This is a genomic window from Methylocystis parvus OBBP, assembly GCF_027571405.1.
Lineage (GTDB): Bacteria > Pseudomonadota > Alphaproteobacteria > Rhizobiales > Beijerinckiaceae > Methylocystis > Methylocystis parva.
The window spans coordinates 49,910-66,277 of record NZ_CP092970.1; the positions used below are offsets into that span (position 1 = coordinate 49,910).

General features: G+C 60.7%; 18 protein-coding genes and 3 pseudogenes. 16 read left to right on the plus strand and 5 right to left on the minus strand.

All coding sequences use genetic code 11. The features are described 5' to 3' along the window. Nucleotides 1-6: 6 nt before the first annotated feature. The 11 genes and pseudogenes from MMG94_RS21130 (at nt 7) to MMG94_RS21170 (ending at nt 7,386) form a co-directional block, all read left to right on the plus strand. The gene (locus tag MMG94_RS21130; RefSeq protein ID WP_016920673.1) at nt 7-696 is read left to right on the plus strand and encodes a D-sedoheptulose-7-phosphate isomerase; all 690 of its coding nucleotides are present in this window, start codon (nt 7-9) and stop codon (nt 694-696) included. Beyond that, the gene (gene hypD, locus MMG94_RS21135; RefSeq protein WP_016920672.1) at nt 693-1,820 is read left to right on the plus strand and encodes a hydrogenase formation protein HypD; all 1,128 of its coding nucleotides are present in this window, start codon (nt 693-695) and stop codon (nt 1,818-1,820) included. The genes MMG94_RS21130 and hypD overlap by 4 nt, the downstream gene beginning before the upstream one ends. Further along, nucleotides 1,817-2,887, plus strand: a complete 1,071-nt coding sequence (gene hypE, locus MMG94_RS21140; protein ID WP_026016362.1) for a hydrogenase expression/formation protein HypE — start codon at nt 1,817-1,819, stop codon at nt 2,885-2,887. Before hypD ends, hypE begins: the two co-directional genes overlap by 4 nt. A gap of 26 nt (nt 2,888-2,913) precedes the next feature. Continuing rightward, nucleotides 2,914-3,816: a hydrogenase nickel incorporation protein HypB gene (hypB, locus tag MMG94_RS21145; protein WP_016920670.1), complete on the plus strand. Its 903-nt coding sequence runs from the start codon at nt 2,914-2,916 to the stop codon at nt 3,814-3,816. A gap of 125 nt (nt 3,817-3,941) precedes the next feature. After that, entirely contained in the window at nt 3,942-4,265 is a 324-nt protein-coding gene (locus MMG94_RS21150) for a hypothetical protein (protein WP_202948265.1), read from the plus strand. 64 nt (nt 4,266-4,329) lie between these two features. Further along, entirely contained in the window at nt 4,330-4,644 is a 315-nt protein-coding gene (locus MMG94_RS21155) for a hypothetical protein (protein ID WP_202948264.1), read from the plus strand. Nucleotides 4,645-4,656: 12 nt separating this feature from the next. Beyond that, nucleotides 4,657-5,313, plus strand: coding sequence for a chloride channel protein (locus MMG94_RS21160; protein ID WP_026016361.1), 657 nt, complete (start codon nt 4,657-4,659; stop codon nt 5,311-5,313). Further along, nucleotides 5,295-5,447 carry a chloride channel protein gene (locus tag MMG94_RS22240; RefSeq protein ID WP_157212446.1) on the plus strand — a complete coding sequence of 51 codons (153 nt, stop codon included), beginning with the start codon at nt 5,295-5,297 and terminating at the stop codon, nt 5,445-5,447. Before MMG94_RS21160 ends, MMG94_RS22240 begins: the two co-directional genes overlap by 19 nt. Nucleotides 5,448-5,452: 5 nt before the next feature. Beyond that, nucleotides 5,453-5,968 carry a chloride channel protein gene (locus MMG94_RS22245; protein ID WP_154420496.1) on the plus strand — a complete coding sequence of 172 codons (516 nt, stop codon included), beginning with the start codon at nt 5,453-5,455 and terminating at the stop codon, nt 5,966-5,968. Nucleotides 5,969-6,006: 38 nt separating this feature from the next. Beyond that, nucleotides 6,007-6,522 (plus strand): annotated as a pseudogene (locus MMG94_RS21165) (IS6 family transposase); the annotation flags it as partial. 153 nt (nt 6,523-6,675) lie between these two features. Then, complete coding sequence (locus tag MMG94_RS21170) at nt 6,676-7,386, plus strand: IS6 family transposase (protein ID WP_040579702.1); 711 nt, start codon at nt 6,676-6,678, stop codon at nt 7,384-7,386. A 67-nt stretch (nt 7,387-7,453) separates the two neighbouring features. On the opposite strand, the pseudogene MMG94_RS21175 reads toward MMG94_RS21170, so the two are convergent. Then, nucleotides 7,454-8,152 (minus strand): annotated as a pseudogene (locus MMG94_RS21175) (IS110 family RNA-guided transposase); the annotation flags it as partial. 141 nt (nt 8,153-8,293) lie between these two features. Here MMG94_RS21175 and MMG94_RS21180 point away from each other — a divergent pair. Together MMG94_RS21180 and MMG94_RS21185 are read left to right on the plus strand one after the other, a co-directional pair. After that, nucleotides 8,294-9,850 (plus strand): annotated as a pseudogene (locus MMG94_RS21180) (ISL3 family transposase). Between the two features lie 83 nt (nt 9,851-9,933). Then, on the plus strand, nt 9,934-10,116 hold the full coding sequence (locus tag MMG94_RS21185; RefSeq protein ID WP_016922128.1) for a hypothetical protein: 183 nt from the start codon (nt 9,934-9,936) through the stop codon (nt 10,114-10,116). 250 nt (nt 10,117-10,366) lie between these two features. Here the strand turns inward: MMG94_RS21185 and MMG94_RS21190 are convergent, their stop codons facing one another. Further along, entirely contained in the window at nt 10,367-11,437 is a 1,071-nt protein-coding gene (locus MMG94_RS21190) for an IS630 family transposase (RefSeq protein ID WP_154420494.1), read from the minus strand. Nucleotides 11,438-11,507: 70 nt separating this feature from the next. Further along, nucleotides 11,508-11,915, minus strand: a complete 408-nt coding sequence (locus MMG94_RS21195; RefSeq protein WP_016922130.1) for an MAPEG family protein — start codon at nt 11,913-11,915, stop codon at nt 11,508-11,510. A 114-nt stretch (nt 11,916-12,029) separates the two neighbouring features. On the opposite strand from MMG94_RS21195, the gene MMG94_RS21200 reads away from it, so the two are divergent. Beyond that, entirely contained in the window at nt 12,030-13,016 is a 987-nt protein-coding gene (locus tag MMG94_RS21200) for an AraC family transcriptional regulator (RefSeq protein WP_162129688.1), read from the plus strand. A gap of 456 nt (nt 13,017-13,472) precedes the next feature. On the opposite strand, the gene MMG94_RS21205 is transcribed toward MMG94_RS21200, so the two are convergent. Next, nucleotides 13,473-13,613 (minus strand): hypothetical protein, encoded by a 141-nt coding sequence (locus MMG94_RS21205; protein WP_016922132.1) that lies wholly within the window; start codon nt 13,611-13,613, stop codon nt 13,473-13,475. A gap of 291 nt (nt 13,614-13,904) precedes the next feature. On the opposite strand from MMG94_RS21205, the gene MMG94_RS21210 reads away from it, so the two are divergent. Together MMG94_RS21210 and MMG94_RS21215 are read left to right on the plus strand one after the other, a co-directional pair. Next, a complete protein-coding gene (locus MMG94_RS21210; RefSeq protein ID WP_244415545.1) occupies nt 13,905-14,438 on the plus strand; it encodes a TetR/AcrR family transcriptional regulator in 534 nt (177 codons plus the stop codon). A gap of 12 nt (nt 14,439-14,450) precedes the next feature. Continuing rightward, nucleotides 14,451-15,509 carry a glycosyltransferase family protein gene (locus MMG94_RS21215; RefSeq protein WP_154420488.1) on the plus strand — a complete coding sequence of 353 codons (1,059 nt, stop codon included), beginning with the start codon at nt 14,451-14,453 and terminating at the stop codon, nt 15,507-15,509. Here MMG94_RS21215 and MMG94_RS21220 read toward each other — a convergent pair. Further along, nucleotides 15,454-16,164: an IS6 family transposase gene (locus MMG94_RS21220; protein WP_040579702.1), complete on the minus strand. Its 711-nt coding sequence runs from the start codon at nt 16,162-16,164 to the stop codon at nt 15,454-15,456. The two genes, MMG94_RS21215 and MMG94_RS21220, sit on opposite strands and share 56 nt — an antisense overlap. Nucleotides 16,165-16,368 lie beyond the last annotated feature (204 nt).

The window sequence follows — 16,368 nt, forward strand, 5'->3', positions numbered from 1 at the left end:
GGCGGCATGTCCAGCCAAAGCAATCTCAAGGACCTTTATCCGTTCCTCTACGGCGAGGCGCAGCCGGAGGCGTTGGACGCCGCCCTGCTTGCCGCCGTGGCTGAAAAGGCCCGAGAGTCGCGCGAGACCAACGCCAGGACTTTCGGGGACCAAGCCGGCGATCTCGTCGCCGCCGCGAAAAGCCTCGCCGACGTCTACCGTCACGGAGGCCGGCTATTCACCATGGGCAACGGCGGTTCGAGCTGCGACGCCGCGCATATCGCAGTGGAATTCCTGCATCCCGTCACCGCCGGGCGTCCCGCGCTCGCGGCGACCAATCTTGTCGCCGATCTCGCCATGCTTTCCGCGGTTGGCAACGACCTCGGCTTCGAACATGTCTTTTTGCGTCAACTTATCGCGCAGGGCAGCGCCGGCGATGCCGTGATCGGCGTATCGACGAGCGGCAACGCGGCGAATCTCCTCGCGGCCTTCGCCAAGGCGAAAGAACTGCGCATGGTCACGGTCGGCCTCGCCGGCGGCGATGGCGGCAAGATGAAATCGAGCGGTCTCGTCGATCATTGCCTGGTGGTGCCGTCATCTTCCATCCATCGCATTCAGGAGTGCCACGTGGCGAGCTACCATATTCTTTGGGATCTGGTTCACACTCTGCTCGCTGACGATCGCGGCTCCGCGACGACAAAGGGAGCCTCGGCATGAAATATGTCGAAGAGTTTCGCGATAGCGCCAAGGCGCGCGCGCTCGTCAAGGAAATCGAGCGTCTCGTCGCCGTTATCGGGCCAAATGGCCGGCCGATCCACATTATGGAGGTTTGCGGCGGGCATACGCATTCAATATTCCGCTATGGCCTCGAGGGCATGCTGCCGAAAAGCATAGAACTGGTGCATGGCCCAGGCTGTCCCGTCTGCGTCCTGCCAATGGGACGCGTTGACGATTGCGTAAGTATCGCGCAAGACGAAGGCGTGATCTTCACCACTTTTGGCGACGCGATGCGTGTGCCTGGCTCGACGAAGAGCCTGTTGCAAGCGAAGGCCGACGGCGCCGATGTCCGCATGGTCTATTCGCCGCTAGACGCGCTGGCCGTCGCGCGCAAAAACCCTGATCGACAGGTCGTCTTCTTTGGCCTTGGCTTTGAGACGACCATGCCGTCGACCGCGCTCACGATCTTGCAGGCGGAGCGTGAAGGCGTGGAAAACTTCAGCGTCTTTTGCAATCATATTACGATCGTGCCGACCATCAAGGCGATCCTCGACAGTCCGGATCTCAGAATCGACGGATTTCTTGGTCCGGGACACGTGTCGATGGTTATTGGCACGGCTCCGTACGCATTCATCTCCAGTTTTTACAAGAAGCCGATGGTAGTCGCTGGGTTTGAGCCGCTCGATATCCTGCAGTCGATCTGGATGCTGCTGAAACAGATCGCTGAGGGTCGTTGCGAGATCGAGAATCAATATGCGCGCATCGTCCCAGATCAGGGCAATGATGCAGCGTTGAACGCCGTGAATCGCGTATACGAACTGCGCGAATTCTTCGAGTGGCGCGGTCTCGGTTCTATCGATCGTTCCGGCGTCAGGCTGCGAAAGGAATATGCGCGTTTCGACGCGGAGCGAAAATTCGACCTCCCGAATGTTCGGATCGCCGATCCAAAATCTTGCCAGTGCGGTGAGGTGTTGAAAGGCGTCATCAAGCCATGGCAATGCAAGGTCTTTGGCTCTGCCTGCACGCCCGAGACGCCGCTCGGGGCGCTGATGGTGTCATCCGAGGGCGCTTGCGCCGCCTATTACCAATATGGCGGCCTTAAGCAATCGCAGGCAGCAGAATGAATTCGCTCCCCCCCATGGTGAAGCCAGCTCGCGCGCTCGGCAAGCTCTTTGTGCGCAGCGTGACGCTCGCGCATGGTGGCGGCGGCAAGGCGATGAAAGATTTAATCGACGACGTTTTCATTCGCGCTTTCGACGGCAGAGGCCTCCCGCTAGAAGACCAGGCGCGGATCGAACTCGCTGACATTGCCGCGCGCGGTGATCGGCTCGCATTCACGACCGACAGCTTCGTCGTCGACCCGCTGGTGTTTCCGGGTGGCGACATCGGCAAGCTTGCCGTGTGCGGCACGGTTAACGATCTTGCAGTTGGCGGCGCTAGGCCCCTCTACCTTTCTTGCGCGGCGATCATTGAAGAAGGCCTAGCAATCGACGAGCTTCGAGAGATTGCCAATTCGATGAGCGCGACGGCGCGCGAAGCGGGCGTGAAAATCATCACGGGCGACACGAAGGTCGTTCAACGCGGATGTTGCGACAAGCTTTTCCTCACGACGACTGGCGTCGGCGTCATCCATGCCGGCACACGCCTTGGCGTCGATCGAGCGCAAGCCGGCGACGTCGTCCTGGTCAACGGCATGCTCGGCGACCATGGCGCCGCCATCCTTTGCGCGCGCGGCGACATGATGCTAGAGGCGCCGATCGTCAGCGACTGTGCGTGTCTACACGGTCTCATCGAAGCGCTTCTCGACGCGGCTCCGGGTATTCGCTTCATCCGCGACGCGACGCGCGGCGGCGCCGCCACCGTGTTGAACGAAATCGCCGAAGCATCTGGCGTCGCGATCGAGATTGATGAGGACGCGACTCCCATTCGAGCGGAGGTCAAGGCGTTTTGCGAGATTCTGGGTCTTGATCCGCTTTATCTCGCCAATGAGGGCAAACTCATCGTCGTCGCGCCGGCAGCGCAGGCTGATGACGCCGTGGCGGCGATGCGCGCGCACGCACTTGGGCGCTCGGCCTGTCGCATTGGCCAAGTCACCGGGGACGACGGTGGACGTGTGACGATGCGCACGACCCTCGGGGGACGCCGGATCGTCGATATGCTTGTTGGCGAACAATTTCCTCGCATCTGTTGAGCCACTGGAAGGCAAGGGAGCGAACCATGTGCAAAACCTGCGGCTGCGGAGACGAAGCGCAAGCGAAGATCACCAACATGCAAACGGGAAAGCAGGTGGACATCGAGGAAGAAATTCAGAAACACGCGCATGCGGGAGAACATGCTTATCATAATCACCCGCACACCCACGCTGATGGGACCACACATGGACATAGTCACGAAGCTGACGACCACTATCACGGCGGCGCGGTGCAGGGTCAAATCTTGTCATTGCAGCAGCGCCTGCTGGCTAAGAACGACGCCATAGCCGCGCAAAATCGAGCCTGGCTTCAGGGACGCGAAATTCTAGCCTTAAACATCATGAGTTCGCCTGGCGCAGGAAAGACGACGCTGCTTGAGCGCACCATCGCCAAACTGAAGGATGACGTGCCCCTTTTTGTGATTGAGGGTGATCAAGCGACTTCCGTTGACGGAGAGCGCATCCGTGCGGCGGGGGCGTCGACCATCCAGGTGAACACCGGCGCCGGCTGTCATCTCGAAGCTGACATGATTGCGCGCGGACTGATGGAGCTTCGTCCTCCCACAGGTTCGATCGTGATGATCGAAAATGTCGGCAATCTTGTTTGTCCGGCGCTCTTCGATCTCGGCGAAAGTTGCAAAATCGTGATGCTCTCCGTGACAGAGGGAGAAGATAAGCCGCTTAAATACCCGCATATGTTTCAGGCCGCGCGTCTCATGATCATCAACAAGATCGATCTCGCGCCCTATGTGGAGTTTGACAGGGGGCGTTGCCTCGCTAATGCCCATCGCGTCAATCCACACATTGAAGTCGTCGAACTATCGTCGAAAACGGGCGAAGGAATTCTCGCATGGCGCGCGTGGCTATTGCAGGAACTCGCACGGATGAGCGACGTGAAGTGGTGTTTGGACAAGGGGATCGGGCCGTAAAGTATGATCGAACTGCGCTTGGCGCCCAGAACGCGGTGTACCCGAAAGACGTCTCGCGGCGGCTCTGAAGGCGCGGAAATTCGACAACGGTTTTCTATGACGCAAGAGGCGAGCGGTGGGTATTCGTGAACGCTCTCGTGAACATCGGCGATTCAATCTGGATTGGCGAAGGCGACATCGTCAACTTCTTCGGCTTCCCCTACCCGACGCGAATGCTCATCGTGCGGCTTGTCGGCAATAAGCTCTGGGTGTGGTCGCCGGTAAAGCTGACCCCCGCGCGACGCGCTCATGTGACGGCGCTGGGGGACGTCGCGCATCTCGTGAGCCCCAACAGGCTTCACCATCTTTATCTCAAAGAATGGAAGATCGCCTTTCCTGCCGCTAAGCTTTTGGGGGCCTTCATCGACGATCAAGCGCCACCAGGACCTTGTCTTCGAAACGCCGCTTGAGGACGCGCCACCGCCGCAGTGGGGCGGGGAAATTGATCAGGCCTGGTTTCACGGATCGATCGCGATGGACGAAATCGTATTTCTTCATCGTCCATTGCGCACCGCGATCTTCGCCGATCTCATTGAGGCGTTGACCGACGATTTTCTTGATGCGCATTGGCCCTGGTGGTTGCGTCTCTTGGCGCGGCTTGACGGCATTACATCCGGAAACCCCGGCGCCCCGCGCGGATGGCGGATAACCTTCGTTAATCGCGGCGCTGCGAGATCTGCGCGCGATAAAGTGCTCTCCTGGGATTTTGAACAAGCAGTCGTCGCGCATGGTGATTGGCCGCGCGTTCATGCGAGGGATTCAGTACGCCGGGCATTAGCGTGGGTTTGATCGGATTCGCGCTTGACCATATGTTTAGCGATCGGGACCGGCTCCTCGGTCGGGCGAGAGGGTCCGATCATCCTGATTGGAGCCTCGGTGGGCTCTATGATCGCACGGGCATTGAGATTATCCGCGTCTCAAAAGATTACTTTACTCTCGGCCGGCGCCGGCGCTGGCATCGCTGCGACTTTCAATACGCCGCTTGGCGGGGTCCTCTTCGCGGTCGAAATTCTTTTGCCAGAATTCTCGCACAGTACCTTTCTCCCCGTCCTCCTTGCGACCGGCTCCGCCACCTACGTCGGGCGCAGGCTTTTGGGCGCCGCCTCAGTCTTTTCTTTGCCCCCGCTTGAGACCCCGCTGCTTTCGAATGCGCCTCCCTTGGACCTTTTGATGATCGCCAGCATTGGCGTCGCTTGCGGTCTGGCCGCTTGGCTCTTCATCCGGAGTCTTTCTCTTTTTGAGGAGATTTTCCGGCTTGTCCCGGGGGGCGCCTACGTTCAGATGACGGTTGGCATGGCGATCCTCGGTGCGATGATGGTCGGCTTTACGCGCTATTATGGCGCGCCGTTGGTGAACGGAGTAGGTTATGGCGTGATACAGTCCATTCTCGCGGATGACCTGACCGCGCCAGCCTTCTCTTCGTCTTGTTCGCGGCTAAATTGCTTGCTACGTCGGTAAGCCTCGGTGCGGGGACGTCGGGCGGCGTTTTCTCGCCGCTCTTGTTCACCGGCGCTTGTCTAGGCTCCTGGCTCGGCGCGGGTGTGCATCTTATTGAAGCGCATTCTAGCCTTTCGCGCGTTTCCTGCGCCTAATAGGCATGGCCACGATTGTCGGGGCGGGGACCGGCGGGGTTATAACAGCGATTGTCATGATCTTCGAAATGACGCGGGATTATTCGGTGATCCTGCCGATGGTCGTCGCCGTCGGAATCGGATCCGGGGTCCGCCGCGCGCTCCTCCAGGAGACCATTTTCACGATAAGATTGCGTCGCCACGGTCGTCGCATTCCCGAGGGCCGGCACGCCAATCTCTTTCTGATTCAACAAGCCGATTCGGTTATGACCGAGTCATTTGTCATGGTCGAAAGCGGGGCGTCTTTGACGGACGGTAGAGATCTCAAAGGACTTGATGGCCCCCATTGTGGTAGTTCACGAAAACACAATAACGGGCGTCGTGGCGCCGGTCTCTGGCGTATGGGTCTCCGCTCTGCAAACGCCAAGGTCGACTATGGAGGAAATCCAAGCAAAATACTATGTGCTAGCCCGCGAAACGGACCTTGTGGCGAAGGTGCTCGAGCGCATGGCTCTGGTGCGAACGGTGTGAGCGGGACATAATCCCTGCATGGGGGCAAAGGACGTTGGGGCAATGGGCGATGCTGAGCGTGGACGATCTTTTTAAAGGACGCCATTTCGATCGCGAAATCATCATTCTCTGCGTGCGCTGGTACCTGCGGTACAAGCTTAGCTTCCGAGATCTCGTGGAAATGATGGCGGAGCGCGGCTTGTCCCTGGCCCATACGACCGTCATGCGCTGGGTTCAGCGCTACGTCCCGGAATGCGAAAAGCGGTGGAACCGTTTCGCGCGCCAAGCTGGCGGATCGTGGCGTGTCGACGAAACCTACGTCAAGATCAAGGGTCGCTGGGTCTATCTCTACCGCGCCGTCGACAAGGCGGGAAAACCGGTGGACTTTTTGCTGCGCGCGAAGCGAGATGTCGCCGCCGCCAAGGCGTTTTTGCGTCGTGCTTTCGCGAGCCACGGACGGCTGCCGCGCAAGATCACGCTCGACGGATATCAGGCGTCACATCGTGCGGCGCGCGAACTTCTCGCACAGCATCGAGATGGTGCGCGGACTAGAATTCGATCCTCGAAATACCTGAATAATCTGGCTCTGGTGCAAACTGTAGAGACGGCGATGCGATGTAGGATTCGTCATAGCGCTGGGATCAGGCAGCGAGCACCGCGTTCCAGATGGTTCTGGCGCGAACGGCGTGAGCGGGACATAATCCCTGCATGGTGGCAAAGGACGTTGGGGCAATGGGCGATGCCGAGCGTGGACGATCTTTTCAAAGGACGCCATTTCGACCGCGAAATCATAGTTCTCTGCGTGCGCTGGTATCTGCGATACAAGCTCAGCTTCCGAGATCTCGTGGAAATGATGGCGGAGCGCGGCTTGTCCCTGGCCCACACGACCATCATGCGCTGGGTTCAGCGCTACGTTCCGGAGTTCGAAAAGCGGTGGAACCGTTTCGCGCGCCAAGTCGGCGGATCGTGGCGCGTCGATGAGACCTACGTCAAGATCAAGGGACGCTGGGTCTATCTCTACCGCGCCGTCGACAAGGCGGGGAAAACGGTGGATTTTTTGCTGCGCGCCAAGCGAGACGTCGCCGCCGCCAAAGCGTTTTTCCGTCGTGCGTTCGCGCGCCACGGACGGCCGCCGGGCAAAATCACGCTCGACGGATATCAGGCGTCACATCGGGCGGCGCGCGAACTTCTCACACAGCATCGAGCCGGCGGCGTACGGACTCGAATTCGATCTTCGAAATACCTGAATAATCTCATTGAACAGGACCACCGATCCATCAAGCTTCGTTTGGGGCCTATGCTCGGGTTCAAGCGATTCCGACATGCGGCGATCACGATCGCCGGCGTCGAACTCATGCATCGCATCAGGAAGGGTCAATTCGCACTGAGCAAATTTAGAGCCGTGGGGACAACCGCGCCCGAAATCTGGAGTGCGGTGCTCGCTGCCTGATCGTAACGAAATGCCAGCCACATCGCGTCGCTATCCGCAAAGATTGCACCACAACCGGGCACAATGGCTTCACCGTGGCGGCGATCATCGGGCCGACGCCGGGAATGCTCGTCAGACGCTTTGCCTCAGGGTCATTTTTGACGGCAATCATGATCTCGCGATCGAGAGCCTCGATGCGTTTTGTCAGCATTTCGATCTGACCGGCCAATTCGTCGAGCGCGAGGCGCGCCGCGGCCGGTATGCTGCTTTCTGCAAGGTCGCGAAGGCGCTCGATCAGCTTGGCGATGCTCGCCATTCCGGTCGCCGCGACAATCCCCAACTCGGCCATGTGAGCGCGTAACGCATTGGCGCTTTGGCTTCGCTGTTTAATCAATAGGTTGCGTGTTTTGATGACCATCCCGTCTGCTTGTTGTTCTGCGGACTTGATCGGCACGAACCGCATTGTCGGACGTGTGACGGCTTCACAAATTGCCTCCGCGTCAGCGGCGTCCGTCTTGTTGCGCTTTACGTATGGCTTGACGTAGGCAGGCGGCATGATCCGAACGCGATGGCCGAGCAGTTCAAGCTCGCGCGCCCAATGGTGCGCACTGGCGCAAGCCTCCATACCAACGAGACACGGCGGCAGCGATTGGAAGAACTTCAGCACCTGTGACCGACGTATCGTTCTACGCTGAATAACCTGCCCGGTTTCATCGATGGCATGGACCTGAAAGACTGACTTGGCGAGATCGAGTCCGATCGTCGTTATCGGTTGGCTCGTAGTCATGCTGTGGCTCCTTCAACCTTTTGAATCACTCCGGCTTCGATGCTACGCCCGTCGGAGGTTGGCTCAAGGGCCGTTCCACACCATCAGTTTTGATGCAGTCGAGGCGCCGACTGGCGCTGGTTTCACTTGGGAATCAGCGCAATGACGATATCTCTGCTGTGCCCTTCTGCGATCGTTCCGACGGGGCTCCGAGTCGACAGGGTTTCGATCGACGGGATGAAGACGATTATCGAAGCGCGGGCGGTTGCCTCGCGAGGACAATGCCCGGTTTGCGGTGCGATTTCGGCGCACGTTCACAGCCGTTATCAGCGACGGCTCGCGGATTTGCCGCTTGCCGGACGCGTGGTCCACATGTCCCTGACGACTCGGCGCTTCCGTTGCATGACGACGTCGTGTCGCCGAAGCATTTTCACGGAAAGGTTCGGTGACGACATTCTTGCGCCCCACGCTCGTAGAACCGCGCGCCTCGACGTTCTCGTCCATCATCTGGCTCTCGCACTCGGTGGCCGACCGGCGGCGGGCCTGGCGCGGCGCCTTATGATGCCGGTCAGCAACGACACGCTGTTGCGGGTGGTGCGCCGCTATGGCCGACCATCGCCGCCAGCGTCAAACGTCATCGGGATTGATGATTGGACCTGGAAGCGCAACCAACGCTATGGGGCGATTATTTGCGACCTCGAGCGCCGTCGCCCGATCAAGCTCCTTCCCGACCGGGAGCCGGCGACCGCCCAGGCGTGGCTCGCAGAACAGCAGCAAATCGCTATTGTCGCCCGAGACCGCGGTGGCGGGTTTGCCCTCGCCGCCAGCAAGGCGCTTCCCCATGCACTCCAGGTCGCCGATCCTGGCATCTCATGGAGAACGCCAGCGCCGCCTTCCTCGGCGCCGTGCGCAAATCGATGCGCCAGATACGGTCCGCGCTCGGCGCGGCGCATGTCAATCCTGCGCTGCTGACCGCCGCGGAGCGGCTTCAATACGAGGGCTATCTCCGCCGCGAAGAGATCAACGCCGACATTGCCGCCCGAGCCAAGCGCGGGGCGACCATCAAGGAGATTGTGAGGGAGGCCGGCCACAGTCGCGGGCTTGTTCGAAAAATCCCGTGCGGCCAGCACTCGGATATTTTCCGCGCGCGAGAGAGTTCACTCGAGCCGCATCTGTCCTGGCTCGACGCGCAATGGGCGGTGGGAAATCGCAATGGCGCTGACCTGTGGCGGCGCCTGCGGGCCTCCGGCTTTCGGGGATCGTGCGCGTCGTTTCCGAATGGGCCTGTAGGCGACGCCGCGCCGAAAAGATGGACGAGGCGGGCCTGCGCCGCACGCCCTCGGCCAGAACGATCGCGCGTCTGATGACGACCGGCCGCGACGCTTTATCGAAGGCGGAGACTCCGACAATCGCCACGATTGAGGATGGCATCCCCCGCTTGTCGAAGCACGCGGTGCGGTCGCGGAATTCTATAGCATGATCCGGAAGAAAGCCGGGGACGAACTCGACGCTTGGATCGACCGCGCGAGGACCGGTCTCCTTGCTTCCTTTGCAAACGGCGTCGTCAAAGACCGCGCCGCTGTCGCGGCGGCGATCACCAACATCTGGTCCAATGGCCAGACGGAGGGCCAGATCACCAGGCTGAAGCTGATCAAGCGCCAGATGTACGGGCGCGCGAAACTCGACCTTCTTGAAGCGCGACTTGTCGGAGCTGAATGATAAAAGGCTGCATCAAGTTTGCGTCAGAGCCAAAATTGCACGCCGAAACACACTTCGCGGTTTCTGGCGCTCTTTGCCTTTCAATGGCGTTAATCGAAGCGTGGTTGCTCGTCGCGCTGCTCGCGCCGACCGGCGAGACGCTCCAGCGGCTTATCCCCAACCGGGCGGACCTCATCCGCTCGCATATCGACTATCTGATGATGGCGTTGCTTCTTTTCATCTTCTATGGACTGTGTCGGCTCACCGGCGCAGCGCCAGCGGACTGACTCATTATAGCGGCGTGTGTCGGCGCCTTTTTCAACCCCTTCGCGTTCCACGTCCATGCGGTACGGCCGGATTTCAAAGTGGCTGCCCCCGCGGCGTTGTTTGCCGCGATCATCTCGAGTTGTGTGGCGACAACGATCGGCTTCGCGGCGTCCGCATGGACAATCGCGGTTGCTGTCGTGTTTTCGTGAAGGACTAATGGCCATATGCAGCAGAGGAAAGCGGCCGCGGCTTCTGGGCTAGTGCTCAGAATCACTGTTCCGCGAAACACGGTTTGAGGCGTTTTTGATGGACTTCGCTTTTGGTCCAGACGAACGGCCTTGCGGTTCCATTGTAGCTTGCGATGAACGCCTCGATATGGGCGATAAGTTCGGGGACGCTTTGGAACGAGGTGCCGTTCAGCGACTTGCCGGAGAGAATCGAGAACCGGATTTCGACTTGGTTGAGCCGAGAGGCGTGCGTCGGCGTAAAGTGGAAATGCACGTTTTTGTGGCGCTTGAGCCACATGTCGCGCCTGGGCTTGTGGGTGGAGAGGTTATCCAGAACGACATGGATTTCCTTGTCAGGATAGGTGGCGACGACCTTGTTCATGAAGTTAAGGAACTCGACGCGACGACGGCGCTTGTAATGTTTGCCGACGACCTTGCCACTCTTGAGATCGAGCGCCGCGAAAAGCGTCGTCGTTCCATTTCTTTTGTAATCGTGCGACTGACCCATCAGGGCGCGTCCGTTCGGCAGCTTCAAATGACCCTGCGAGCGCTCCAGTGCCTGGATTGATGGTTTTTCGTCCACGGCGAGCACGATGGCGTTCTCGGGTGGCGCCATGTAGAGCCCGACGATCTCAGCGGCCTTGGCCGCGAACTCAGGGTCGTTGCTGACGCACCACGACTTGCGGCCTGACAGGTCGATCTTGTGCGTGCGCAGGAAGCGCCAGACATATTGGACATTGACGTCGCCGAGCGCTTTGGCGACGAGCGGTCCAGTCCAGTTGGCGTAGCCTTCCGGCGGTTTGCGATTGAGCAAGGCCAGGATGCGCCGGTCGGTTTCCTCGTCGTATTTAGGCGCCGCGCCGCGTTCGCCGACTTCCGAAAAACCGGCAAGGCGATGCTCGGCATAGCGCACGCGCCATTTCGACGCCGTACCGGTCGTGCATCCGAGCGCGCGACCAATCGCCCGGGTAGCAGCGCCCTCGGCCGCCATAAGCACGATTTGCGCCTTCAGACGCGTACGATGCTCCGTTCGGGTCGAGCGCGCCAAACCCTCGAGCTCGATCCGCTCTTCATCCGTCAATTCAATCGGCGTCGCTTTCAATTGGCTGCTCATGCAGCCCTGAATCATGACTCACCAATCAGCGATAGTGGGTACTAGTAACGCAGCAGCATCTTAATTCAATCTAGGCCCAGCCGACGATGTGCAGAAGCAACGCCGCCTGCGCGCCGAACCCGATCAGGAAGGCAATGGTGCGCAGGATCGGCGCGCCGAACGCATAGACGACCGCATGTGCAACCCGGCTCCAGAAATACAGCGCACAGGCGAGCGCCGTCGTCGGCGCACCGATGCCGAGCGCATGGACGGCAAGCGCCAGTGGCGCGAACACGACGAGGATCTCGACGGCGTTACGGTGGGCGCTCGCCAGCCGATAGGCCCAATCGGCGTGCGGCTGCGCGCCACGCTGTGGGTTTTTTAGCGTCGCCCACACGCCGATCTCGTAGAAGCGGTTAAGGACAATTGGAATCCACAGTAAGCCCGCTAAGGCTGCGGACAGCGCGACATAGGTCAATTCAGGGGTCTGACTAGTCATTTGGCTCCTCCAGGCGCGACCAGCCGCGCCGGCTATGATGGAGAAAAGAGCTACGCCCCCGCGGCAATCTTATCTATGATTGCGCCACTCGTTTTCTTGATCGGAACGACTGTCATGCGCCTCGCGGATCCGTTGGACGACGCCTTGGATGATCTACGCATCTCCGGCTCGGTGCTGGTTCACGAGGCTTACAAACCGCCCTGGGCCGTCGACGTGCCTACAGAATCGAGGCTTCGCCGCCTCCTCGGCGTCGGGCCGGATATGCGGGTTTTGCCGTTTCATCTGACCGGCCGAGGCGGCTTCGATCTGTCGCGGGAGGGCGAGACAATAGGCCGGGTGGAGGCGCCCGATCTCTTGCTGCTGCCGGGCGGGTCGGCGCATTGCCTCTCCAATGGCGACGCCGCACAGTCGACGGCGTTGGAAACGATCTTAAGCGACAACAACCGGATTGGGGCGCCAAAGGACGAGCCGGGGGCGACAGAGCTAATCTGCGGCGCCTTCGTCTTGCGAGCGGCTCCGCTCAACCCGCTGTTGGGCGCCCTGCCGCCCGCGCTCAAAGTCCCCGCGGGCGGGGCCGAGGCCAGCCCGGCGCTGGCCGGCGCTGCGGCGATGCTGGCGGCGGAGCGCGGGCGGCGTTCCCGTAACGGCTTTACCGCCCAGCGCCTTCTGGAAGTGCTCTGCGCCGAGGCGATTCGTTCGTTTCAGCACAGCCAGCGCACTCGGGACGCGGACTGGTTTCGAGGGCTGGGGGACCCAAAGATTTCAGAGGTGGTGCGCCACGTGCACGCCGATCCCGGTGCAGATTGGAGCGTAGAAGCGCCGGCGGCGCGGGTTGCGTTGTCTCCCTCCCGCTTCGCGGCTCGGTTCCGGGAGACCATGGGGGAAAGCGTCATGGCCTATGTCGGCCGATGGCACCTGAACGTCGCCTGTCGCCTTCTACGCGAGACAGAGTCGCCGCTTGATCGTATCGCCGAGCGCGTCGGATACGAGAGCGTCCCGGCGTTTAGCCGGGCGTTCAAGGCTCAACTAGGTCGCCCACCCGCCCAATGGCGTCGAGAAAAGGGGACCGCCTTCGCCAAAAGTCGGAAGCTTGCTGAATAGCGAGTGCGGATCGCGGCGAAAGATAGCTCCTGGCGCGGAGCAGGAACACCGAATCCCCGATACGTGTTCTTAAGATCGCAAGATCATCATTTAGCAGATTAGCCGCGCGCTCCACAGCGAAACACTGAGAAACTCGCTGAGCCAGCCCCGTGTCAGCCGTCCCGTCCTCAAGCCCTACCCAAAGGAGAAAGGCACACGGCTTACTATCGAGCACACTGACAAGCGCAACAAATACGGTTTCGGCGAATTCAATATGACGCATGGCGTTACTTTGGCGTCTCACTCGCGAATATCCGCAGCGCCGCCCAGATGTTTGGTCAGCGCCATGGCATGAGGTTCAAGGTCCGGCAGCACGGCAAATCCGTCCTTGTCGAGCGACTGGCCTAAAAAGCAACTCACACTCTTCCTCCCCAGACTTGGCCCGAACCAATTCGGGCCTTCTTTTTGTCTAGAGCCCTAATCAGCGGGGCGCCGGCCGCCGACAAAGCTGGCGTCGCGCGCCCTTAATAAAGCGGCGTAATCGGTGAACGTCCGCTCGGGATAGAACATGGCGAAGGACGCGACGATTGCATCGTCGAAGGTCTCGCCTTTGCCCATATAACCTGCGATCGCGGCGGGGTCGCCCGATCGGGCGTGGGCGCGTGCAAGTGTTCGACTGCCACTGCGCGATCTCGCTGGCTGGGTTGATAAGCTGCCTGCCCGAACCAGGCAGAGGCCGCTCCATCCGCGACAGTTAGCGCGGCGCTCCTCGGATGAGGAGCGCCGAAAAAGATTGCGGCCCCACATTGACGCCCGCCTCTATTTCATGTTACGCCCCGTAATATGAATAAAGCTGAGCCCGCGAAAAGACCATATCGCCAGCTTGCGCGCGCGGCGGCAGCGCAGGACATGGGAAACGCCATCGTCTCGGCGTTTCGCGACTTGTTGAGCGAACGCTTCTATGACGAGATCACGCTCGACGACGTGGCCGCCGCCGCGGGCACCACGCGGCAGACGATCATTCGCCGCTTTGGAAACAAGAGCGGCGTGTTGACGGCCTTCACACAACGCGTCGGCGAGGAGATCGAGGCGCATCGCGCCTCGGCGGCGAGCGGAAGCGTGCAGGAGGCGGCTCGAGTCCTTGTCTCGGATTACGAGACGACGGGCGATATGGTGATCAGACTGCTCGCTCTGGAAGGACGCATCGCCGACATCGAGCCGACGCTCGAAACCGGCCGAGCCGGACACAGAAAATGGGTCGAAACGACGTTTGGCCCGTTGCTGCAGGGCTTGGACCGAGCCGAGCGCAAGGATCGTATTTCGCAAATCCTCGTCGCGACGGACGTCTGGACATGGTTTCTCCTGCGCAAGACGCAGAAAAAATCCGCTTCCGAAACGACCCGCCTGATCGCATCGATGATCGACAGGCTTTTGCAGGCATAGGAGAGAGTGAAAATGATCGCCACGCCAGCGCCAAAGAGGCTTGACGCGCTCGTTCTCGGATGGGAGGGCGGCGGCAATGTGCCGCCGACGGTGGGCGCAGTGCGCTCGCTCGTCGAACGCGGCCATCGTGTGCGCGTTCTCGGCGACGATTCCATGCTGGCGGAGATGCGCCGCGCCGGCGCCAGGACCCTGCCCTGGCGCCGGGCGCCCAATCGCCTGGACGCCTCGCCGCAAAGCTGCTTTGCCCGAGACTGGGAGGCGCCGGATCCCGTCTCGGCCTTCCTGGCGTGGGCACAAGCAATTTTTCTCGGCCCCTCACTCCTTCACGCCGAGGACGTCGTCGAGGCGGCGCGCACCGAGAAGACCGATGTCATTATCGGGTCTGATCTTCTCTTCGGCGGCATGATCGCGGCGGAAGCGCTCAATCTGCCGAGCGCACTCCTCGCCGCCAATGTCAGCCTGCTGCGGCTGCCGGGCCATCCCCCTTTCGGCCCTGGCCTCACCCCGGCGACGAACGAGACGGAGCGGCAAATGCAGGACGACGTCGCGCAGCAGGTCGACGCCATGTTCGACGCCTTTCTTCCCACGCTCAACGCGGCGCGCGCGCGTTTCGGTCTGACGCCGCTGTCGCGCACCCTAGACCAGATGCGGCCGGATCGCCTACTTCTCGCCACCTCCCCCGCTTTCGATTTCCCGGTCGCGTCGCTCCCCGACTTCATCCGATACGTCGGCCCAATCCTCGAGGAACCGGCATGGGCCCAAGCCATTCCGGAATCGCCCGACGGCGTCGATGCGCGCCCGCTCGTCGTCGTGTCCTTTAGCACGACCTATCAGGGCCAGGAGGCGGCGCTCGCCGCGACGCTCGCGGCGCTGGCGAATATGCCGGTACGTGGCGTGGCGACGCTCGGCAAGGGTCTCGATGGCAAGCAAATCGCTGCCCCCGAAAATGTGCGGATTGTGGTTGTGGTGCAATCTTTGCGGATAGCGACGCGATGTGGCTGGCATTTCGTTACGATCAGGCAGCGAGCACCGCACTCCAGATTTCGGGCGCGGTTGTCCCCACGGCTCTAAATTTGCTCAGTGCGAATTGACCCTTCCTGATGCGATGCATGAGTTCGACGCCGGCGATCGTGATCGCCGCATGTCGGAATCGCTTGAACCCGAGCATAGGCCCCAAACGAAGCTTGATGGATCGGTGGTCCTGTTCAATGAGATTATTCAGGTATTTCGAAGATCGAATTCGAGTCCGTACGCCGCCGGCTCGATGCTGTGTGAGAAGTTCGCGCGCCGCCCGATGTGACGCCTGATATCCGTCGAGCGTGATTTTGCCCGGCGGCCGTCCGTGGCGCGCGAACGCACGACGGAAAAACGCTTTGGCGGCGGCGACGTCTCGCTTGGCGCGCAGCAAAAAATCCACCGTTTTCCCCGCCTTGTCGACGGCGCGGTAGAGATAGACCCAGCGTCCCTTGATCTTGACGTAGGTCTCATCGACGCGCCACGATCCGCCGACTTGGCGCGCGAAACGGTTCCACCGCTTTTCGAACTCCGGAACGTAGCGCTGAACCCAGCGCATGATGGTCGTGTGGGCCAGGGACAAGCCGCGCTCCGCCATCATTTCCACGAGATCTCGGAAGCTGAGCTTGTATCGCAGATACCAGCGCACGCAGAGAACTATGATTTCGCGGTCGAAATGGCGTCCTTTGAAAAGATCGTCCACGCTCGGCATCGCCCATTGCCCCAACGTCCTTTGCCACCATGCAGGGATTATGTCCCGCTCACGCCGTTCGCGCCAGAACCATCTGGAACGCGGTGCTCGCTGCCTGATCCCAGCGCTATGACGAATCCTACATCGCATCGCCGTCTCTACAGTTTGCACCAGAGCCTAGGTTTCTATCGCTCGTGCGTCGCTCTTAACCGGGCTCCGTTACGT